The sequence below is a fragment of the Corynebacterium faecium genome (assembly GCF_027257105.1).
GTDB lineage: Bacteria > Actinomycetota > Actinomycetes > Mycobacteriales > Mycobacteriaceae > Corynebacterium > Corynebacterium lehmanniae.
Window position 1 is genome coordinate 116,770 of record NZ_JAPYJX010000003.1, and the last position, 18,594, is coordinate 135,363.

Sequence of the window (18,594 nt, forward strand, 5' to 3'; positions counted from 1 at the left end):
CGAGCGCCTTACCCCTGCGCCACCGCCGGGGTTTCGCGGCGCGGCAGCCGCAGGTCGCGCGGCAGGGAGAAGGTGATGGTCTCCACGGTGGTGGTCACTTCCTCCGCGTCCGAGTAGCCGCGGCGGCCGAGCTCCTCCACCAGCTCCTTGACCAGGATCTCCGGCACGGACGCGCCCGAGGTCACGCCGACGGTGTTCACGCCCTCGAACCATTCGTCCTTGATCTGGGAGGCGTAGTCCACCAGGTAGGAGGCCTGCGCGCCGGCTTCCAGCGCCACCTCGACCAGGCGGCGGGAGTTCGAGGAGTTCTGGGAGCCGACCACGATGACCAGCTCGCAGCGCGGGGCGATTTCCTTGACCGCGGCCTGGCGGTTCTGGGTGGCGTAGCAGATGTCGTCGCTCGGCGGGTTTTCCAGGTTCGGGTAGCGCTCGTGGAGCTTGTCCACGATCACCATCGTCTCGTCCACCGAAAGCGTGGTCTGGGACAGCCACACCAGCTTCTGGTCGTCCGGGAAGTCGGGCAGGCGGTCCACGCCGTCCACACCGTCGACAAGGTGCGTGATCTCTGGGGCCTCACCGGCGGTGCCCTCGACCTCCTCGTGACCCTCGTGGCCGACGAGCAGGATGTGGTAGCCGTCGCGGGCGAAGCGCTTCGCCTCGTTGTGCACCTTGGTCACCAGCGGGCACGACGCGTCGAGGGTGAGCAGGTTGCGGCTCTTTGCGGAGTCGCGCACCGCCGGGGAGACACCGTGGGCGGAGAAGACCAGGTGCGCACCTTCGGGGACCTCATCGGTCTCGTCGACGAAGATCACGCCGCGGTCCTGCAGCGTTTCCACGACGTACTTGTTGTGGACGATCTCTTTGCGCACGTAGACGGGTGCGCCGTATTTCTCCAGGGCCTTCTCTACGGTCTCCACGGCGCGGTCGACGCCGGCGCAGTAGCCGCGGGGGGATGCGAGGAGGACTTTTTTACCCTGTTCTGTCATGGAACCAACCCTAACTAATCAGCGTCAAAAACAATAGGCGGGCCGTATCGGCTCGCCGGGTAACGTGGCAGAAGTCAAATGGAAAGGAGCATGCGGTGGCAGATTCGAAGAGCTCGCCGGAGCAGCCGTGGTCGGTGTCCAAGCTCAACACCTCGGTGAAGGGCTGGATCGAGCGCCTCGGCTGGCTGTGGATCGAAGGCCAGCTCACCCAGGTCAACACCAAGCCGACGTGGCGGTATTCCTACCTCACGCTGCGCGACACCCAGGAGCAGGCCAGCGTCCAGCTCACCGCGGAAACCTCGCTGCTCACGGGTATGCAGGTGCCACTTAACGACGGCGACCGCGTCGTCGTGCTGGGCAAACCGTCCTTCTACCCGGGCCGCGGCACGTTTTCCATGCGCGTGACCGAGATCAGGCACGTCGGTGCCGGCGAGCTGCTGGCCCGCATCGAGGCGTTGCGCAAGCAGCTCGCCTCCGAGGGCCTGTTCGACCCCGCGCGCAAAAAGCCGCTGCCCTACCTGCCCGCAAAGGTCGGTTTGATCACCGGCCGCGGCTCCGCCGCCGAGCGCGACGTGGTCACCGTGGCGCAGGGCCGCTGGCCCGAGGTGCGCTTCGAGATCATCAACACCCCGGTCCAGGGCCCGACCACCGTGCCCGCGGTGATCGAGGCGCTCGAGGTGCTGGATGCGGATCCTGAGGTGGACGTGATCATCGTCGCCCGCGGCGGCGGGTCCGTGGAGGACCTCCTGCCGTTTTCGGAGGAGGCGCTGCAGCGTGCCGTCGCAAAGCTTGGCACCCCTGTGATCTCCGCGATCGGCCACGAGCCGGATAACCCGGTGCTGGACAACGTCGCGGACGTGCGCGCCGCCACCCCCACCGATGCAGCCAAGCGTGCGGTCCCCGATGTGGCGCAGGAGCGATTGCTTATAGACGAAGCACGCGCCCGCATGGCCGCCGCCCTGCGCGGCTGGGTCCAACGCGAACGAAACGGCCTGGCCTCGGTGCGCACACGCCCGGCGCTCGCCGACCCGATGATGGCCATTACCCGACGCCGCGAGGAAATCGAGCGCGCCACCGCCCTGATCCGCCGCGACGTCTCCCACCTGCTGCAACGTGAAACGCAGCACGTGCGGGGCTTGCGCGCCCAGGTCTCGGCGTTGGGGCCGTCGGCGACGCTCGCCCGCGGCTACGCCGTGGTGCAGGTGCTGCCCCGTGACGGCTCCGACGCCGAAGTTGTCACCTCCATCGACCAGTCCCCGCCCGGATCGCAGCTGCGCATCCGCGTCGGCGACGGCTCCATTACCGCCGCCTCCATGTCCACCACGCAAGCAGATTAGGAACACGAAAAACATGACTGAGAACGCTTTCGGCACCGGCCAGGCCAACGACAACGCCCTTCCGGACCCCGCCACCTTAAGCTACGAGCAGGCCCGCGACGAGCTGGTCGAAACCGTGAAGATCCTCGAGCTGGGCCAGATGAGCCTGGACGAGTCACTGAAGTACTGGGAGCGCGGCGAGGCACTGGCGAAGCGGTGCGAGGTGCTTCTCGACGGCGCCTCAAAGCGCGTCGAGGAAGCGATCAGTTCCCGCCAGCAGCCTGAATCGGAGCAGTAGCCAGCGCGGTCGAGATCAGCTCCTCGAACTCGCTGGCCTCCCCTGCGCCGGTGAGCACGAGGCGGGCATCGCCCGCGTCGACGACCCAGAGGTCGCGCACGTCCTTCTCCTCGGAGGTGTAGATCTCCACGCTGCGGCCGTCGATCTCCTCGGAGCGGTCCAGGGTGCGCGGCTTCTCGTCCGCGCCCTTTGCAGCTTCCTCCGCGTCGACGCCGGTCTGCGTGAGCTGGATGAAGCCGCGGTCCGGGGTGATCCAGCCGACGGTCGGCGCCGGCTGGCCGCCGAGCATGGAGCGGCGCGCGGAGTTGGTGACCCAACCTTCCGGCATCTCCGGGTAGCGCACCGGGAAGTCCACGCCGCGCGCCTCCAAGTCGAGGAAGGTCTCCGCGTCGACCTCCTGGACCGGCCCCTGCTCGGGTGCGCCGGGGTTAAACGAGCACAGCCCGGTCGCGCCGACAGCGACGACCATCAGCACGATGATGAGCACGGAGTTGATCGCGATGTCTCGTCCGTCCTGGAAGATGCGGGGTTTTTTGTTGCTAGCCACGCCGAACAGTATGGCATGCGCCCCCGCTTCCCCCTTAAAGGTGGGAAGAACGGGCAATTGTGCGATTGGTAGTGCCACAATAGAGGGGTCTTTTTGTGATTCATGTTTAGGAAGGCCTCCCCATGACCGAACAGTCCGATCTTTTCCCCGACCGCAATCTCGCGATGGAGCTGGTGCGCGTCACCGAGGCCGCCGCGCTCGCCTCCGGCCGCTGGGTCGGCCGCGGCCAGAAGAACGAAGGCGACGGTGCCGCCGTCAACGCGATGCGCAAGATGATCAACTCCGTGGAGATGGACGGCGTCATCGTCATCGGCGAGGGCGAGAAGGACGAAGCCCCGATGCTGTTCAACGGCGAGCAGGTCGGCACCGGCCACGGCGCCGCCGTGGACATCGCCGTCGACCCAGTCGACGGCACCCGCCTGATGGCCGAGGGTCGCCCGAACGCGATCTCCGTGATCGCCGCCGCGGACCGTGGCTCGATGTTCAACCCGCAGGACGCGTTCTACATGAACAAGATCGCCGTCGGCCCAGAGGCGGTCGGCGCGATCGACATCACGAAGTCGACCGCCGAGAACATCAAGTCGGTCGCCGAGGCGAAGGGCGTGCGCCCCGCCGACATCACGGTGGTCGTGCTCGATCGTCCGCGCCACAAGCAGCTTGTCGACGACATTCGCGCCGCCGGCGCCAAAGTCCGCTTCATCATGGACGGCGACGTCGCCGGCGCCATCGCCGCTGCACAGGACACCAGCTCCATCGACATTGCGATGGGTATCGGCGGCACCCCGGAGGGCGTCGTCACGGCGTGCGCTCTGAAGTGCCTGGGCGGCGAGATCCAGGGCATGCTCGCCCCGCAGGGCGACGAGGAGCGCGAGAAGGTCCTCGCCGCCGGCCACGACCTGGACCGCGTGTTGGGTATCAACGACCTGGTCACCTCCGACAACTGCTACTTCGCCGCCACCGGCGTGACCAACGGCGACATGTTGCGTGGCGTGACCTACCGCAAGTCCGGTGCCACCACCCGCTCGCTGGTGATGCGCTCGAAGTCCGGCACCGTCCGCTTCATTGAGTCCCAGCACCAGCTGACCAAGCTGCAGGACTACTCCGTAGTCGACTACTCCGATCCGGAGAACTAGGCCGCAGCCTAAAGCAACGCGCCGATCAGCGCCGCGCTGGCCAGCAGGTTGTTCACCACGTGCACGATGTAGCTGGCGGTGATGGTGCCGTGGAAGCGTGCCACCAGCGCCAGACCAACGCCGGCGAAGAAGGTGAACACGATTGCCGGCGGCGCGATGTGGGCCGCCCCGAAGATCGCTGAGGTAGCCAGTACGCTCGCCGCCGCGGGCATGAGCGTGTCGAAGTAGTTCATGAGCACGCGGCGGAACACGATCTCCTCAATCAACGGCCCGATGAGCAGGTAGCCCACCAGCAAAAGCAGCACTGGCGCGGCGCTGTCCAAGTCCCGGGCGAGGGTCTCGCTGGCGGAGTCGCCGCGGGGCTCAAGTCCGGACAGCGGCGCGACAACCGACGTCGCCGCCGCAGAGCCGAGCACCACCGCCGGAGCCTGCCACAGCAAGTGCCAGCCTCGGCGCCCAAGCCGCGCGAAGCCGAGCTCGAGCCCGCGGCGCCGCATGTAGCGCACAAGCAGCACCGTCGGCACCGCCAGCGCGACCAACACAGCAACCGGCAGCACCGTCAGCGCCACCGTCCGGGACACACCGGCGCGCACCAAAACCAGCCCCTGGCCGAGGAGCAGAACGTACATCGCCCCCATCGCGGCGGCCGCAACTCCCGCGTCCCTCAAAGTGGGGGTCTCCATGGCCTGCGGTTCGGGCATTTCGTCTCCTCGTCATGTCCGGTTGGTGCATAATCGTGCTGTGGAAAGGCACGCGCGCACTCTACCGCGCGCGGCGTGCACGCGACAGAAGTAAAGGACAATGATGGCTGATCAGGAATACCGCATCGAACATGACACGATGGGCGAGGTCAAGGTGCCCGTCGACGCTCTCTGGCGCGCCCAGACGCAGCGCGCTGTGGAGAACTTCCCCATCTCCGGCCGCGGCCTGGAAGCCCAGCAGATCCGCGCGCTCGGCCTGCTCAAGGCTGCGTGCGCGCAGGTGAACAAGGACCTGGGCAACCTGGACGCCGAGAAGGCCGACGCCATCATCGCCGCCGCGAAGGAGATCGCGGACGGCAAGCACGACGAGCAGTTCCCCATCGATGTGTTCCAGACCGGCTCCGGCACCTCGTCCAACATGAACACCAACGAGGTCATCGCCTCCATCGCGAAGGCCAACGGCGTTGAGGTCCACCCGAACGACCACGTGAACATGGGCCAGTCCTCCAACGACACCTTCCCCACCGCCACCCACGTCGCCGCCACCGAGGCCGCGGCCAGCGACCTGATCCCGGCGCTGAAGGTGCTGCAGGAGTCCCTGGAGAAGAAGGCGAAAGAGTGGCACGAGGTGGTCAAGTCCGGCCGCACCCACCTCATGGACGCCACCCCGGTGACCCTGGGCCAGGAGTTCTCCGGCTACGCCCGCCAGATCGAGCTCGGCGTCGCGCGCGTCGAGGCCACCCTGGAGCGCCTGGGCGAGCTCGCGATCGGCGGCACCGCCGTGGGCACCGGCATCAACACCCCGGCGGAGTTCGGCGGCAAGGTCACCGAGGAGTTGAAGAAACTCACCGGCATCGAGCAGCTGTCCGAGGCGGAGAACCACTTCGAGGCGCAGGCCAACCGCGACGGCCTGGTCGAGTTCTCCGGCGCGATGCGCACCGTGGCCGTGTCCCTGTACAAGATCGCCAACGACATCCGCCTGATGGGCTCCGGCCCGCTGGCCGGCTTCGGCGAGATCCACCTGCCGGATCTGCAGCCGGGTTCCTCCATCATGCCGGGCAAGGTCAACCCGGTGCTGTGCGAGACCGCAACCCAGGTCTCCGCGCAGGTCATCGGCAACGACGCTGCTGTCGCCTTCGGCGGCACCCAGGGCCAGTTCGAGCTCAACGTGTTCATCCCGATGATGGCGCGCAACGTCCTCGAGTCCTCCCGCCTGCTGGCGAACACGGCCCGCCAGTTCGCCACCAAGCTTGTCGACGGCATCGAGCCCAACGAAGGGCGCATGCGCACCCTGGCCGAATCTTCCCCGTCGATCGTGACCCCGCTGAACTCCGCGATCGGCTACGAAAACGCCGCGAAGATTGCCAAGCACGCGGTCAAGGAGGGCATCACCATCCGCCAGGCCACCATCGACCTGGGCTTCGTGGACGGCGAGAAGCTCACCGAGGAGGAGCTGGACAAGCGCCTCGACGTGCTGTCCATGGCCAACACGGACCGCAACTAGTCCGCAACTAGCTCCCCGCTAGAATCTGCCCCCAGCACATCAACCAATCTGCTGGGGGCTTTTTCCATGCCTGATTCTTTCTCCGAACTGCGCACCGCGGGCGGGCCGAACAAGCCGTGGGTCGTCGGCGGGGTGCTTGCGCTCATCGTCGCCATCATCGGCGTCGCGCTCGCGGCGGCCTACTGGTACGCCAACCCGCGCCCCGAGCCCGAAAGCACCGTCCCCGAAACGGTCACGGTCACCGCGCAGCAGCAATCGCCTATCGACGACCCTTCGGCCCCCACCGGCACCTACACCGGAACGCTGAACAGCTTGGAAGATGACGCAAAGGTCAAGGCGTGGCCCGCGGTGGCGACCTTCGGCGGCGGCACCGCCTCGGTGACCTACCCCCTCACCGGCTGCACGGCGTTGATCGGTGAAGGCGGCGAATCGATCCCGTTGACGAAGGGCTGTAATGACGGGCAGGGCCGTTGGGACGTCGAGAAGCATTCGCCCGGCATTGTGAAGCTGACCTACTCAGAGGACGGAAAAGCGCTGGTAGAAGGCGAACTTTCAGCGGGCTTGCCATAATGTGCACCGGGTGTAATATTGCACCCCGTGCAAAATGAGGGAATCAGGGAGCAGAAGCGGCGCGAAACGCTGCAACGCATCCGCGACGAGGCGGCCCGGCTTGTGGGCGCTCACGGCTACGACAACGTCACCGTCGACGACATCTGCCTGGCTGCAGGCATCTCCCGGCGCACGTTTTTCAACTACGTCGACTCCAAGGACGAGGCGATCTTGGGTTCGTTCCCCTTCACGTTCAGCGAGGACGCCCTCGCCGCGATCCGGGAAACCCAAAGCGACAACGTGCTGGAGCTTGTCATCCGCTCCATCGACGTGGAACCGGGACGCTTCGACGGCCCGGCCGCGAAATGCCGCCGCGAGCTGCTGGAAAACAACCCCGGCCTGATGCACGCCGAAGCCACCCGCAAACGTGGCTTCCTCACCGAGGTCGGACGCGCCGTCTACGCCCACTTCGAACGCTTCCCCGAAGACCGGAAGCACCCCGGGACGCTGGAGGACGAGACGCACTTCATCGTCGTGCTGTTCCAGGGAGCGGTGAGCCGCTACCTGTGGCACCCTCCGGAGGGCGCCGACCCCGTCGAGCAACTGCTGGCAAACGCACAAGATCTCACCGTCTACGCAAAGGAGATGAAATGGTAGAAACCCGCGCGGACCACCATCCGCTTCAGGCCACCCCGCCAAACGTGGGGCTGGTGTTCTCGGCCCTGCTGCTGACCATGCTGATGAGCTCGCTGGGCCAGATGATTTTCGCCACCGCCCTGCCCACTATCGTCGGCGAGCTCGGTGGCGTGGACCACATGAGCTGGGTCATCTCGGCGTTTTTGGTCACCATGACCATCGCCATGCCGGTCAACGGCAAGCTCGGCGACATCCTGGGCCGCAAGTGGCTCTACATCACCGGCATCGGCCTGTTCGTGGTCGGCTCCACCATCGGCGGCTTCGCCCACACCATGGAGCTTTTGATCATCGGCCGCGCCATCCAGGGCTTGGGCGCGGGCGGGATGATGGTGAACTCGCAATCCATCATCGCCGAGGTCGTCCCCGCCCGTGAGCGCGGCAAGTACATGGGTGTCATGGGTGCCGTCTTCGGCGTGTCCTCTGTGCTCGGCCCGGTGCTCGGCGGATGGTTCACTGACGGGCCCGGCTGGCGCTGGGCACTGTGGATGAACATCCCGCTGGGTATTTTGGCCATGTGCGTGTGCACCGCCGTGCTGCGCCTGCGCCGCGGATCCGCGAAGGGCATGCACTACGACTACGTCGGCACCACGCTCATGGTGGTGGCCACGGCCTCGCTGATCCTCACCACCACGTGGGGCGGCACCCAGTACGAGTGGACCTCCCCCACCATCATCGCCACCTCGCTTATCGCGCTTGTTGCCGCCGTGGCGTTCGTGTTTGTGGAGCTGCGCGCGACCAACCCGCTGATCCCGATGGACCTGTTCACAAACCGCAACATGGTCCTGACCACCCTGGCCGGCACGGTGCTGGGCCTGGCCATGACCAGCGGCCTGGCATACCTGCCCACCTACCTGCAGATGGTCCACCAGCTCACCCCCACCGAGGCGGGGCTCATGATGCTGCCGATGGTCATCGGCATGCTCGTCACCGGCATGGCGGTCGGCTTCATCATCTCCAAGACCGGCCGCTACAAGATCTACCCGCTCGTCGGCATGCTCGTGACCACCCTGGGGCTGTTCCTGTTCTCCCGCCTCGAGGTGACCACGTCGCTGACCAGGCTGGGCATCTACATGTTCATCTTCGGCTTCGGCCTGGGCCTGGTCATGCAGGTGCTGGTGCTGATCGTGCAGAACTCGTTCCCGCTCAAGCACGTGGGAACTGCGACGTCCACGAACAACTTCTTCCGCCAGATCGGCTCCTCCATCGGCGCGTCCCTGGCTGGCTCGCTGTTCATCCACAACATGCGCGACAACCTAGAGCAGCGCCTCCCGGAGGCGCTAGCCAAGCTGGGCCCGGAGGGCCAGGCGTACGCGGCGAAGTTCCAGGAAGGCGGGGCGAACAGCCTCACCCCCGGCGTTGTCGCCCAGCTGCCGGATCCCATCAAGGACGCGGTGCTGAGCAGCTACAACGACGGGCTTACCCCCGTGTTCCTGCTCATGGTGCCGCTGGCGATCGTCGCCTTCGTCCTCCTGCTGCCGGTGCGCGAGGAAGCGCTCAAGGAGGACTTGAGCTAGCAGCTCACTGCTCGCGCGACATCGGCAAAATCAGCTCCCAGATGTCGCAGTCGCGCCACTCACCCTGGCGCTCGCCGTAGGCCATCTGCGCCATGTTGTGGAACGTGCCCACCTTTTCAAATCCGCGGGACTTGTGCAGTCCCGCGGATCCTTCGTTTTCGGGGAAGATCCAGGAGTGGATGGACCACTTGTGCAAGTTGATGCAGGTCTGGATCAGGTGGTCCAAAAGCGCGCCGGCGATCCCGCGTCCGCGGGCGTCGGGATGGGTGTAGATCGAATCCTCTACCACGCCGTGGAACACGCTGCGGGTGGACGCCTTCGCCGCGCCAACCCAGCCGAGCACTTTGTTGTCGTCGTCAGCGTCGACCGCCACGAAGACGGTCTCCATGATCTTCTTGCGGGAGAACTGCTCCCAGGTCTGCCCCTGGGTTTCCCAGGAGGCGTTTCCGGTTTGCAGCCCCATCTCATAGATGGCGCGTACCTGCGGATAGTCTTCCGGTCGGATGGGCCGGATGGCAAAGTCCGATTTTTGCATGCGCTCCATTGTCCAGATCCCCGCGAGGGCGCGCAAACACTCGCCCAGCAACGCAAAAGCGCCACCCCGCCGCAGCGGAGTGGCGCTTGGAATCAGGCGAGGTAGGCCGCCGATTTACTTCTCGGTCACGATTGCGGTGAAGGCATCCTCGGTGCCGCCGCGGGTCCACTCGATGGTGCCGTTCTCAAACTCCTGGGTCCAGCCCGACTGGTCGGCGTTCTCGGTCTCCGGTGCGACCGGGAAGCCCAACTTCTGGTCCAGACGCACGTCGGTGATCCACTCGTTAGCGATCTGGCCCCAGGTCGGAGCACCACCGGTGTTCTCGTTCCAGGTGATGTAGTGCTCGTTGTCGTAGGTGACGATCCAGCCACCGTCAGTCTCCTCAACTGCCATCGGCTCGCCCCACTCCGGCTGAGCGTACTCGTCCATAGCGGCCTTCACGCCTGCCGGAACCATCGCGGTTGCGCCGTCGGCGGTGGTGATCTCCTCGGTAGCCTCAGCGTCGCCAGCAGCAGCGGCGTCGGTGTTATCCGCGGCCTCGCCAGCGGTCTCGGTGGCAACCTCGGTCTCGGTAGCGGTCTCCGAGACGATCTCGGTGGAGGTCGGCTCACCCTCGCCGTCGTTGGAGCAAGCAACCAGGCCGGTTGCGCCAAGGGTCAGAGCAGCTGCGGAAGCGACGATCTTACGGGAAAACATAATCAATACCTTTCATTCTTGAAATAAGTGCGCCGTCCATTATGAACTTTGCGTTAACGTCGAGTCCGCTTTGCACCCGATCGGGGGTGCGCATTTCCACGCGAAGAACGCACCGTGCGCCCCTTCGTCACACCGACAAAGTCCTGCACAGCGTCCGAATCGTCCGCCCTGCGCCACACGAGCGCGATCTGCGTCGCCGGTTCCTCCCCCAGAAGGGGTAATGCTTTGATCTGTTTGCGCGCGAGGTTCTTCAACAGCGGCAGTGGCCCGTAGGCCACGCCGACGTTCGCGGCGACGACTTGCAGGGCGGACCGGAGGTCGTCGATAGGCGATTGCCCGTCAAAGTTCACAATCTCGTCCGCGAGATCCGCGCGGGAAACCTCCCCTACCTCCGCGTAGACGGAATCCTTCGGCACCGCGACGCCGGCCGCCTCCTCGTAGAGGCGCACCACGTGGTACTCGTCGGTGACGCGCTCGTCCGGAAGCCGCACGAGCGCTGCAGTTGCTTGCTTGCCGACGAGCACGAACGGATCATCCGCCGGCATCGTCTCAAGTCGGCTTCCGGTGAGTTCCTCGAAGCGGCGGAACCACTTCCCCGGCTCAGTGCCGGTGGCGAAGGCAATGGTGAGCATGGCCGTCAATGCTACCGTTTTGACCATGACTGATCAGACCCCCTCCGGCACCGCCATGAAGCCGGTAACCGCCGCAAAGAAGCTGGGCATCTACCTTCCCGCCACCCCGCAGGAGTTCCAGGACGGCGCCGTGACCCACGCCGAGCTGCGCGACCTGCAGGACAACCCGCCGCAGTGGCTGCAGGAGCTACGCCTTTCCGGCCCGCACCCGCGCCCCGAAGTCGCCCGCAAGCTCGGCATTTCCGTCACCGCGCTGAAAAGCGCCGGCGTGGACCAGGCGATGACCACCGACGAGATCCGCGCGCTGCTGGACGACCAGCCCGAGTGGCTGCAAAAAGCCCGCGCCACTCTCGCGGAGCAGCGCGGGCATGATGTTGCCGGCGGCGACGGCGCAAGCGCCGACGCCGGAGAAGCCGAAGAGGACTAGAGCATCTTCCAATCCTCGAGGTCCGGGTAGAGCGGGTACTTCCGCGCCAGGGCCTCAACGCGGCCGCGCAGCGCGTCGATGTCGGCTGCTTCGCCCTTGATCAGGGTCTCCGCGATAATCTCTGCGACCTCGCGGAAGTCCTCCTCGCCGAAGCCGCGGGTGGCCAGCGCGGAGGTGCCGATGCGCAGGCCCGAGGTCACCTTCGGCGGGCGCGGGTCGAACGGCACGGCGTTGCGGTTGACGGTAATACCCACCGAGTGCAGCAGGTCCTCGGCCTGCTGGCCGTCCATCGGCGAATTGCGCAGGTCCACCAGCACGAGGTGCACCTCGGTGCCGCCGGAGACGACGGACACACCGGCCTCGCGTGCGTCGTCGGCAAGCAAACGCTCCGCCAACACCTTCGCGCCGTCGAGGGTGCGGCTCTGACGATCCTTGAACTCTTCGGTCCCGGCGATCTTGAACGCGGTCGCCTTAGCTGCCACGACGTGCATCAGCGGACCGCCCTGCTGGCCCGGGAAGACCGCGGAGTTGAGCTTCTTGTGCAGCTCCAGGTCGTTGGTGAGGATGAAACCGGAGCGCGGGCCACCCAGGGTCTTGTGCACCGTGGAGGAGACCACGTGCGCGTGCGGGACCGGGTTCGGGTGCAGGCCGGCGGCGACCAGGCCGGCGAAGTGCGCCATGTCCACCCACAGGTAGGCGCCGACCTCGTCGGCGATGGAACGGAACTCCGCGAAGTCCTCGTGGCGCGGGTACGCGGACCAGCCGGCGATGATCACCTTCGGCTTGACCTCGCGGGCCTGCTCGCGCAGCTTCGCCATGTCGATCTGGTGGGTGTCCTCCTCCACCTGGTACGCCGCAACGTTGTACAGGCGGCCAGAGAAGTTGATCTTCATGCCGTGGGTGAGGTGGCCGCCATGCGCCAGGTCCAGGCCCAAGATGGTGTCGCCCGGCTCCGCCAGCGCCATGAGCACCGCGGCGTTCGCCTGCGCGCCGGAGTGCGGCTGCACGTTCGCGTACTGGGCGCCGAAGACCTCCTTCGCGCGGTCGCGCGCCAAGTCCTCAATGACGTCCACGTGCTCGCAGCCGCCGTAGTAGCGGCGGCCCGGGTAGCCCTCCGCGTACTTGTTGGTCAGCACCGAGCCCTGCGCCTGCAGCACGGAGCGCGGCACGAAGTTCTCGGAGGCGATCATCTCCAGCGTGTCGCGCTGGCGCGCCAGCTCGTCCACAATTGCGGCGTGCACCTCGGGGTCGTAGGTGGCCAGATCCTGGTAGCGGAGGTCTTCAGACACGTCGACCGGGTCCTTTCTTTTCGCGTTGACAACGGCTTCTCGCAGTATAGGAAAATCGGCACGCCCAGAAGGCGGATTCATTCCCCTTTTACGCGGGTGCAACAATGGTGGCTATGTCACGAGCCGATTCGTCGCCGTACCTCGACTTCCACCGCGAGGACTGGCGCAAGCGCCGCGCCAAGATGCCCCAGGTGCTCACCGAGGAAGAGCTGCAGAAGCTCTCCGGCATCGGCGAGAACCTCGACCTGCAGGAGGTCGAGGACATCTACCTGCCCCTGTCGCGCCTGATCCACCTGCAAGTGCGCGCCCGGCAAAAGCTCACCAACGCCACCGAAACATTCATCGGCGGCGACCCGGGGCACGTGCCGTTCATCATCGGCCTGGCCGGCTCGGTGGCCGTGGGCAAATCCACCACCGCGCGCGTGCTGCAGGTGCTGCTGCAGCGCTGGGACTCCCACCCGCGGGTGGACCTGGTCACCACCGACGGCTTCCTCCACCCGAAGGCGGTGCTGGAAGAGCGCGGGATCATGAAACGCAAGGGCTTCCCAGAGTCCTACAACCGCAGAAACCTGATGCGTTTTGTCACCGAGGTCAAGTCCGGCCAGCCGGTGGTCAGGGCCCCGATCTACTCGCACGAGGCCTACGACATCCTCCCCGACGAATTCGTGGAGGTCCGCCAGCCCGACATCCTCATCCTCGAAGGCCTCAACGTGCTGCAGACCGGCCCAACGCTGATGGTCTCCGACCTGTTCGACTTCTCCATCTACGTCGACGCAAAGACCGAAGACATCGAGCGCTGGTACATCGAGCGCTTCCTCAAACTCCGCGACACTTCGTTCCAGCAGCCCGGCAACCACTTCGAGAGCTTCGCCGGCATGGACGACGCCGAAGCCGCCTACGCCGCGCGCGAACTGTGGCAGACCATCAACCTGCCCAACCTGGTGGAAAACATCCTGCCCACCCGCGTGCGCGCCTCGCTGGTGCTGCGCAAGGACTACGACCACACCGTCCAACGCGTTCGCATGCGCAAGATCTAGCTACTTGCCAAAGCGGCGGGAGCGCTGCGAGTAGTCGCGCAGCGCGCGCAAAAAGTCGATCTTGCGAAACGCCGGCCAGTAAATGTCGGTGAACCAAATCTCCGAGTACGCCGCCTGCCACAGCAGAAAACCGGACAGGCGCTGCTCGCCGGAGGTGCGGATGACCAGGTCCGGGTCCGGCTGGCCGGAGGTATACAGGTGCTCCGAGATGGATTCCACCGTGATCTCGGCGGCCATCTCCGTGGCTGGCACTCCGGCGTGCGCTTTGTCGTCGATAAGCGATTGCACCGCATCCACGATCTCCTGGCGCCCGCCGTAACCGACCGCGATGTTGACGGTGAGACCGTGCTTGGTGTCGGTTGCGGCCGCACCCTCGCGCATGCGCCTAGCGACGTCCTCCGGCAGCAGATCCAAATGCCCCACCAACCGCACGCGGCAGGTGTAATCCTCCGTGGCCAGATCCTCGATGACCCCGGAGATGATGTCGAAGAGCAGCTCCACCTCTTCGGTGGTGCGCTGCAGATTCTCCGTGGAAAGCAGGTAAATGGTGAGCACGTCCACGTCCATCTCCGCGGACCAGCGCACGAGCTCGCCGATCTTCGCGCCGCCGACGCGGTGGCCGTGGGAGATGTCCTCGAAGCCCGCCTCACGCGCCCAACGACGGTTGCCGTCGGCCATCACGGCGATGTGCTTCGGACGCTTTTTGCCGCGCAGCTCGCGCTTTAGGCGCGCCTCGTACAGCGGGTACAGCGGGTATCGCAGCTTCGAAAGGACAGACACGGGATAAATTCTAGCCAGCTAGAACGCGTTTTTCTTCCGCTGGTCCTTCAGACCAGCCTTTTCCATGGCCTCGTCGATCGCCTTCTCGTCGAATGGGTCGATGCCGCGCGCCTCCGCGAACGCCTGGCGGCGCTTGAAGCGGGAGAAACGGCGGTGGAACGACCAGCCGATGAACAGCACCACGATGGCCAAGACCACCAACAGAAGCAGACCGATCGGCGAGGCCTTGCCAAAGTCCGGGCCCACCGGGGTCTCGCCCGGATTCTGGGCCAGCACGAAGCTCGCGGCGTTGGCGGCGGCGATGGTGAACGATGACATTTAATTTTCCTCCTCGGTGCCAGACTTGGGACCTGTTTCGATGCCTGCAAACAGATCCGTCTCCGGCATGGTGGTCTCCACCCTGGTCGCGGCCAGCTCGAACTCCTCGGTGGGCCAGACGTCCTGCTGGTCCTCCACCGGGCTGGCTAGAAAGGCGCCGGCGGGGTCGATCTGCGTGGCGTGGGCCGTCAGCGCCTCGGCGCGCTGCTGGAAGTAGCCGGCGCACTCCACCTGGGTGGTCACGCGGTCGAACACGTCGCCCTCGTTTTCCTCCCAGCGCTTGATCATCAGCTCGTACGGGCTCTTCTTCCCGCGCTGGATCAGCCGCTCCTGCAAAAGCTTCATGCGCTGCAGGATGAATCCGTGCGAGTAGTACAGCTTCAGTGGCGTCCACGGCTCGCCGGTGCCGGGCGCGAAGTCCGGGTCGCCAGCGCGCTCCCAGGCGATCATGGAAATCGCGTGCACCATCAGGTGGTCCGGGTGCGGGTAGCCGCCGTTTTCGTCGTAGGTGATGATCACGTGCGGGCGGAACTCGCGGATCTGCTCCACGATCTTCACCGCCACCTCTTCCGGGTCCTGCACCGCGAACGAGCCTTCCGGCAGCGGCGGCAGCGGGTCGCCTTCGGGCAGCCCGGAATCCTCGTAGCCCAGCCAGACGTGCTCCACGCCGAGGGCTGCCGCGGCGCGCGCCATTTCCTCGCGGCGCACCTCGAGGATGTTGTCCAGCACGCCCGGGCGGTCCATTGCCGGGTTGAGCACGTCGCCGCGCCGGCCGTCAGTGCAAGTGACGACCTTGACGCGGTTGCCTTCTGCGGCGTACTTGGCCATGGTGGCGGCACCCTTGGAGGACTCGTCGTCGGGGTGGGCGTGAATCGCCATGAGACGCAACCCGGTCACTCGATCAATCCAACTTTCGTAGGGGTCAGTTCTGTACCTCCGCGTCATCTTAGTACCATCAACTCGAAAGTCCTTACCACCTGCAAGGAGCCGTTTCCGTGAGCACCGCAACCACTCCCCGCCCCGCCAACCGCTACGGCCGTTCCAACCGCGCCGGCGGCTCCATCGGCGGCAAAGTGGTCGCGGTTGTCGCCGCACTGCTCATGATTGCCCTGCTCTTTGTCGGCGCCCGCACCATCATGCAGCGGTTCAGCGAGCCCGTTCGCGCGGAGTTCATTTCACAGGAGCGTATCGACGACAACACGGGCCGGCTCTGGATCGACGTCAACCGCAAGAACCCGGACGTGCCTGCGTACTGCATCGTCACTGCGGTGGATTACTCGCATTCGGAGGTGGGCCGCCGCGAGGTGGTGCTGCCGGCCGGCGGCGAGCAGCACTCCCGCATTGCCGTGGACCTGCCGGTGCGCGAGCCACTGGTGTCTGGCCGCATCTACGGCTGCTCCGAGAATCTCCCCTTCTACATGGACCCGGAGAGCAGCTTCTACGCAGCGCGCTAGCGAAAACCGGCCCGAAGGCGTGTGGTAATCTTCCGGCTGTATATCTGCACACATTGGCCCGCTAGCGGCGGGCCGATTTCACGTATCAGGGAAGGTTTAGACCCCTATGGCTGAATCCCAGCAGCAGTACATCACTCCCGAAATGAAGGCCAAGCTCGAGGCCGAACTGCAGCAGCTCATTGATAACCGCCCCGCCATCGCGGCCGAGATCAACGAGCGGCGCGAGGAGGGCGACCTCAAGGAGAACGCCGGCTACGACGCGGCCCGCGAGCAGCAGGACCAGGAGGAGGCGCGCATCAAGCAGATCTCCGAGATCCTGTCCAACTCCACCACGGAGCGCGCTGGCATTGTCGAGGGTGTTGCCCACGTCGGCTCCGTCGTGCACGTCTACTATGACGGCGACGAGGACGACCGCGAGACCTTCCTCATCGGCACCCGCGCCGCCTCCACCGACAACGCGGATTTGGAGACCTACTCGGAGCAGTCCCCTCTCGGCGCCGCCGTCGTCGGTGCCGCCGAGGGCGAAACCCGCAAGTACACCGCACCGAACGGCCGCGAGATTTCCGTCACCGTGGTCTCGGCCGAGCCGTATGATTCAGTCAAGGCCTCCACGCCCCGCGCGAAGTAGCCAGTACGTTTCTCTTTTCAATACAGAAGGACCATTCCTGTGATTGCCACCTCTTCCCGCAAAGCAGTAGCCGGCGTCGCCGCCCTGGCAGCTCTCGCCCTGGCAGGCTGCACCCCGCCGCACCAGAACCCCTCCTCCGAGAAGGTCGACACGGCCACGACCCAGGACCCGAACTCCCTGAAGGGTGCAGGCACCTCCGCCACCACGGCCGGCACCGCCACCAGCACCGCTACGGCGACAAACGTCACCGCGGCGAATGCCGTGAAGGAGCAGGAGACCTCCGAGGCCGCTGTCGCCGCTGCACCGGTGTTCAATAACTGCGGCGCCACCGACCTTGTGCGCCCGGACCGCCTGACGGTGGACTGCGAGAACCAGGACGACTTCCTCGAGAACATCGTCTGGGACCAGTGGGGCGAGGACCTCGCCGAGGGCACCGCAACCCGCGTTGTCACCTCCCCGGACAACCGCGAAGAGGGCGTGAAGGTTGTGCTGGGCAACCCGGAGATCGTCGACGGCAAGCCGGTGTTCACTACCGTGACTGTCGACGGCCAGCCCGTCGTGCCGGATAACAACTACTAAACCGCGCGCACGACAAAGCGCCTCGCCCCGGAGATGATCCGGAAGCGAGGCGCTTTGTGTTTCTGCGAAGGCCCTAGCGGTCGTTGACGTAGGACAGCAGGCGCAGGATCTCGGTGTAGAGCCACACCAGAGTCACGGCGAGACCGAGGGCGACGCCCCAGGCGGCGCGCTCCGGCGCACCGGTGCGGACCAGCTTGTCGGCCAGGTCGAAGTCCTGCAGGAAGGACAGGGCCGCCAGTACCACGCAGACCACACCGAAGATGATGGACAGCGTGCCGCCGTCGCGAAGCGGGGAGATGCCGGTGAAGATAGCCAGCAGGAAGTTGCCCAGCGCCATGATGGCCACGCCGAAGATCAGGCCGGTGAGGATGCGGTTAAAGCGCGGGGTCACGCGGATCGCGCCGCGGCGGTAGACCACGAGCATGCCGATGAACACGCCGATCGTGCCCAGGATGGCCTGGAAGATCAGTTGGCCGGCATCGGCGCCGCCGACTGTAAACCAGCCGGAGACGGTCAGGGAGAAGCCGCCGAGGAACAGGCCCTCAAACGCGGCGTAGATCAACGTCAGCGTCTTAGAGCCGAACTCGCGGCGGAACGCGTTGACCAAGGTGGTGATGAAGCCGCCGATGGCGCCGACGATGGTCAGGATGAAGCCGAGCTGAACGTTGCCGGTGAGGAAGATGCCGAAGTTCGCTGCGGCGAACGCGATGATCACGGCGAGGGTGATGCCCGTCTTGGTCACCACATCATCCACCGTCATCGGGCGTTGCTGATCAATTTCGGGCGCGTGCCCCGGAAGCGTCGCGGTCTGGCCATCCTGGTAGCCGTTGTCCGCGTCCGCCCCCGGAATGTTGCGCAGAACGGGGTTAGTGCTTCTCACGTCGTACAAATCCTTTCCAATGGGTTTTCGTACCGTTTGTCCCGGACCCGATCTTGAACCAGAGTCCAAAGAGTTCACCGGGTATAACGCCACAC

Annotated in this window: 23 protein-coding genes; 12 read left to right on the forward strand and 11 right to left on the reverse strand. The window is 65.7% G+C overall.

The features are described 5' to 3' along the window. Positions 1-8: 8 nt before the first annotated feature. On the reverse strand, positions 9-986 hold the full coding sequence (locus O5O53_RS04040) for a 4-hydroxy-3-methylbut-2-enyl diphosphate reductase (protein WP_269509273.1): 978 nt from the start codon (positions 984-986) through the stop codon (positions 9-11). Positions 987-1,081: 95 nt separating this feature from the next. Here O5O53_RS04040 and xseA point away from each other — a divergent pair, with 95 nt between their 5' ends. Together xseA and O5O53_RS04050 are read left to right on the forward strand one after the other, a co-directional pair. Next, positions 1,082-2,323, forward strand: coding sequence for an exodeoxyribonuclease VII large subunit (gene xseA / locus O5O53_RS04045; RefSeq protein ID WP_269509275.1), 1,242 nt, complete (start codon positions 1,082-1,084; stop codon positions 2,321-2,323). A 13-nt stretch (positions 2,324-2,336) separates the two neighbouring features. Then, a complete protein-coding gene (locus O5O53_RS04050; RefSeq protein ID WP_181888116.1) occupies positions 2,337-2,600 on the forward strand; it encodes an exodeoxyribonuclease VII small subunit in 264 nt (87 codons plus the stop codon). Here O5O53_RS04050 and O5O53_RS04055 read toward each other — a convergent pair. Next, complete coding sequence (locus tag O5O53_RS04055; RefSeq protein ID WP_239306050.1) at positions 2,566-3,147, reverse strand: DUF4245 domain-containing protein; 582 nt, start codon at positions 3,145-3,147, stop codon at positions 2,566-2,568. The genes O5O53_RS04050 and O5O53_RS04055 overlap by 35 nt on opposite strands. Before the next feature lie 122 nt (positions 3,148-3,269). Between O5O53_RS04055 and glpX the strand changes: the two genes are divergently transcribed. Further along, positions 3,270-4,280 carry a class II fructose-bisphosphatase gene (glpX, locus tag O5O53_RS04060; RefSeq protein WP_269509277.1) on the forward strand — a complete coding sequence of 337 codons (1,011 nt, stop codon included), beginning with the start codon at positions 3,270-3,272 and terminating at the stop codon, positions 4,278-4,280. Positions 4,281-4,288: 8 nt separating this feature from the next. On the opposite strand, the gene O5O53_RS04065 is transcribed toward glpX, so the two are convergent. Continuing rightward, positions 4,289-4,981 (reverse strand): CPBP family intramembrane glutamic endopeptidase, encoded by a 693-nt coding sequence (locus tag O5O53_RS04065; RefSeq protein ID WP_269509279.1) that lies wholly within the window; start codon positions 4,979-4,981, stop codon positions 4,289-4,291. Positions 4,982-5,084: 103 nt separating this feature from the next. Between O5O53_RS04065 and O5O53_RS04070 the strand changes: the two genes are divergently transcribed. From O5O53_RS04070 to O5O53_RS04085, 4 genes are all read left to right on the forward strand, one after another. Then, complete coding sequence (locus tag O5O53_RS04070) at positions 5,085-6,485, forward strand: class II fumarate hydratase (protein ID WP_269509281.1); 1,401 nt, start codon at positions 5,085-5,087, stop codon at positions 6,483-6,485. A 66-nt stretch (positions 6,486-6,551) separates the two neighbouring features. Further along, positions 6,552-7,055, forward strand: a complete 504-nt coding sequence (locus O5O53_RS04075) for a hypothetical protein (RefSeq protein WP_269509283.1) — start codon at positions 6,552-6,554, stop codon at positions 7,053-7,055. A 27-nt stretch (positions 7,056-7,082) separates the two neighbouring features. After that, positions 7,083-7,691 (forward strand): TetR/AcrR family transcriptional regulator, encoded by a 609-nt coding sequence (locus tag O5O53_RS04080; RefSeq protein WP_269509285.1) that lies wholly within the window; start codon positions 7,083-7,085, stop codon positions 7,689-7,691. After that, entirely contained in the window at positions 7,685-9,244 is a 1,560-nt protein-coding gene (locus O5O53_RS04085) for an MDR family MFS transporter (protein ID WP_269509287.1), read from the forward strand. Before O5O53_RS04080 ends, O5O53_RS04085 begins: the two co-directional genes overlap by 7 nt. Before the next feature lie 4 nt (positions 9,245-9,248). Here O5O53_RS04085 and O5O53_RS04090 read toward each other — a convergent pair whose 3' ends face one another. From O5O53_RS04090 to O5O53_RS04100, 3 genes are all read right to left on the reverse strand, one after another. Then, positions 9,249-9,779 (reverse strand): GNAT family N-acetyltransferase, encoded by a 531-nt coding sequence (locus tag O5O53_RS04090; RefSeq protein ID WP_269509289.1) that lies wholly within the window; start codon positions 9,777-9,779, stop codon positions 9,249-9,251. A gap of 114 nt (positions 9,780-9,893) precedes the next feature. Next, the gene (locus tag O5O53_RS04095) at positions 9,894-10,475 is read right to left on the reverse strand and encodes a hypothetical protein (protein ID WP_181888108.1); all 582 of its coding nucleotides are present in this window, start codon (positions 10,473-10,475) and stop codon (positions 9,894-9,896) included. A 53-nt stretch (positions 10,476-10,528) separates the two neighbouring features. Then, on the reverse strand, positions 10,529-11,107 hold the full coding sequence (locus O5O53_RS04100) for a LysR family transcriptional regulator substrate-binding protein (RefSeq protein WP_181888107.1): 579 nt from the start codon (positions 11,105-11,107) through the stop codon (positions 10,529-10,531). A gap of 25 nt (positions 11,108-11,132) precedes the next feature. On the opposite strand from O5O53_RS04100, the gene O5O53_RS04105 reads away from it, so the two are divergent. Next, positions 11,133-11,534, forward strand: a complete 402-nt coding sequence (locus O5O53_RS04105) for a DUF5997 family protein (RefSeq protein WP_269509291.1) — start codon at positions 11,133-11,135, stop codon at positions 11,532-11,534. Here O5O53_RS04105 and glyA read toward each other — a convergent pair. Continuing rightward, complete coding sequence (gene glyA, locus O5O53_RS04110) at positions 11,531-12,823, reverse strand: serine hydroxymethyltransferase (RefSeq protein WP_269509293.1); 1,293 nt, start codon at positions 12,821-12,823, stop codon at positions 11,531-11,533. The two genes, O5O53_RS04105 and glyA, sit on opposite strands and share 4 nt — an antisense overlap. Before the next feature lie 113 nt (positions 12,824-12,936). Here glyA and coaA point away from each other — a divergent pair, with 113 nt between their 5' ends. Next, positions 12,937-13,860: a type I pantothenate kinase gene (gene coaA / locus O5O53_RS04115; protein ID WP_181888104.1), complete on the forward strand. Its 924-nt coding sequence runs from the start codon at positions 12,937-12,939 to the stop codon at positions 13,858-13,860. Here the strand turns inward: coaA and O5O53_RS04120 are convergent, their stop codons facing one another. The 3 genes from O5O53_RS04120 to mca are packed head-to-tail and all read right to left on the reverse strand — an operon-like array spanning position 13,861 to position 15,855. Next, the gene (locus O5O53_RS04120) at positions 13,861-14,640 is read right to left on the reverse strand and encodes an isoprenyl transferase (protein WP_181888103.1); all 780 of its coding nucleotides are present in this window, start codon (positions 14,638-14,640) and stop codon (positions 13,861-13,863) included. 18 nt (positions 14,641-14,658) lie between these two features. Further along, the gene (locus tag O5O53_RS04125) at positions 14,659-14,958 is read right to left on the reverse strand and encodes a hypothetical protein (protein WP_269509295.1); all 300 of its coding nucleotides are present in this window, start codon (positions 14,956-14,958) and stop codon (positions 14,659-14,661) included. Beyond that, positions 14,959-15,855 carry a mycothiol conjugate amidase Mca gene (gene mca / locus O5O53_RS04130; RefSeq protein WP_437177838.1) on the reverse strand — a complete coding sequence of 299 codons (897 nt, stop codon included), beginning with the start codon at positions 15,853-15,855 and terminating at the stop codon, positions 14,959-14,961. Between the two features lie 98 nt (positions 15,856-15,953). Here mca and O5O53_RS04135 point away from each other — a divergent pair, with 98 nt between their 5' ends. The 3 genes from O5O53_RS04135 to O5O53_RS04145 all read left to right on the forward strand — a co-directional run bounded on the left by O5O53_RS04135 (position 15,954) and on the right by O5O53_RS04145 (position 17,619). Further along, the gene (locus O5O53_RS04135; protein ID WP_239306060.1) at positions 15,954-16,412 is read left to right on the forward strand and encodes a DUF4307 domain-containing protein; all 459 of its coding nucleotides are present in this window, start codon (positions 15,954-15,956) and stop codon (positions 16,410-16,412) included. A 106-nt stretch (positions 16,413-16,518) separates the two neighbouring features. Continuing rightward, positions 16,519-17,040 carry a transcription elongation factor GreA gene (gene greA / locus O5O53_RS04140; RefSeq protein ID WP_181888100.1) on the forward strand — a complete coding sequence of 174 codons (522 nt, stop codon included), beginning with the start codon at positions 16,519-16,521 and terminating at the stop codon, positions 17,038-17,040. A gap of 39 nt (positions 17,041-17,079) precedes the next feature. Further along, positions 17,080-17,619, forward strand: coding sequence for a hypothetical protein (locus O5O53_RS04145; protein WP_269509299.1), 540 nt, complete (start codon positions 17,080-17,082; stop codon positions 17,617-17,619). A gap of 73 nt (positions 17,620-17,692) precedes the next feature. Here O5O53_RS04145 and O5O53_RS04150 read toward each other — a convergent pair whose 3' ends face one another. Further along, positions 17,693-18,499 carry a Bax inhibitor-1/YccA family protein gene (locus O5O53_RS04150; protein ID WP_239306062.1) on the reverse strand — a complete coding sequence of 269 codons (807 nt, stop codon included), beginning with the start codon at positions 18,497-18,499 and terminating at the stop codon, positions 17,693-17,695. Between the last annotated feature and the right edge of the window lie 95 nt (positions 18,500-18,594).

Coding starts and splice junctions, on each gene's coding strand:
- O5O53_RS04040 (WP_269509273.1), bottom strand. CDS start 986: ATGACAGAACAGGGTAAAAAAGTCCTCCTCGCATCCCCCCGCGGCTAC.
- O5O53_RS04050 (WP_181888116.1), top strand. CDS start 2,337: ATGACTGAGAACGCTTTCGGCACCGGCCAGGCCAACGACAACGCCCTT.
- glpX (WP_269509277.1), top strand. CDS start 3,270: ATGACCGAACAGTCCGATCTTTTCCCCGACCGCAATCTCGCGATGGAG.
- O5O53_RS04065 (WP_269509279.1), bottom strand. CDS start 4,981: ATGCCCGAACCGCAGGCCATGGAGACCCCCACTTTGAGGGACGCGGGA.
- O5O53_RS04070 (WP_269509281.1), top strand. CDS start 5,085: ATGGCTGATCAGGAATACCGCATCGAACATGACACGATGGGCGAGGTC.
- O5O53_RS04075 (WP_269509283.1), top strand. CDS start 6,552: ATGCCTGATTCTTTCTCCGAACTGCGCACCGCGGGCGGGCCGAACAAG.
- O5O53_RS04085 (WP_269509287.1), top strand. CDS start 7,685: ATGGTAGAAACCCGCGCGGACCACCATCCGCTTCAGGCCACCCCGCCA.
- O5O53_RS04090 (WP_269509289.1), bottom strand. CDS start 9,779: ATGCAAAAATCGGACTTTGCCATCCGGCCCATCCGACCGGAAGACTAT.
- O5O53_RS04095 (WP_181888108.1), bottom strand. CDS start 10,475: ATGTTTTCCCGTAAGATCGTCGCTTCCGCAGCTGCTCTGACCCTTGGC.
- O5O53_RS04100 (WP_181888107.1), bottom strand. CDS start 11,107: ATGCTCACCATTGCCTTCGCCACCGGCACTGAGCCGGGGAAGTGGTTC.
- O5O53_RS04105 (WP_269509291.1), top strand. CDS start 11,133: ATGACTGATCAGACCCCCTCCGGCACCGCCATGAAGCCGGTAACCGCC.
- coaA (WP_181888104.1), top strand. CDS start 12,937: ATGTCACGAGCCGATTCGTCGCCGTACCTCGACTTCCACCGCGAGGAC.
- O5O53_RS04125 (WP_269509295.1), bottom strand. CDS start 14,958: ATGTCATCGTTCACCATCGCCGCCGCCAACGCCGCGAGCTTCGTGCTG.
- greA (WP_181888100.1), top strand. CDS start 16,519: ATGGCTGAATCCCAGCAGCAGTACATCACTCCCGAAATGAAGGCCAAG.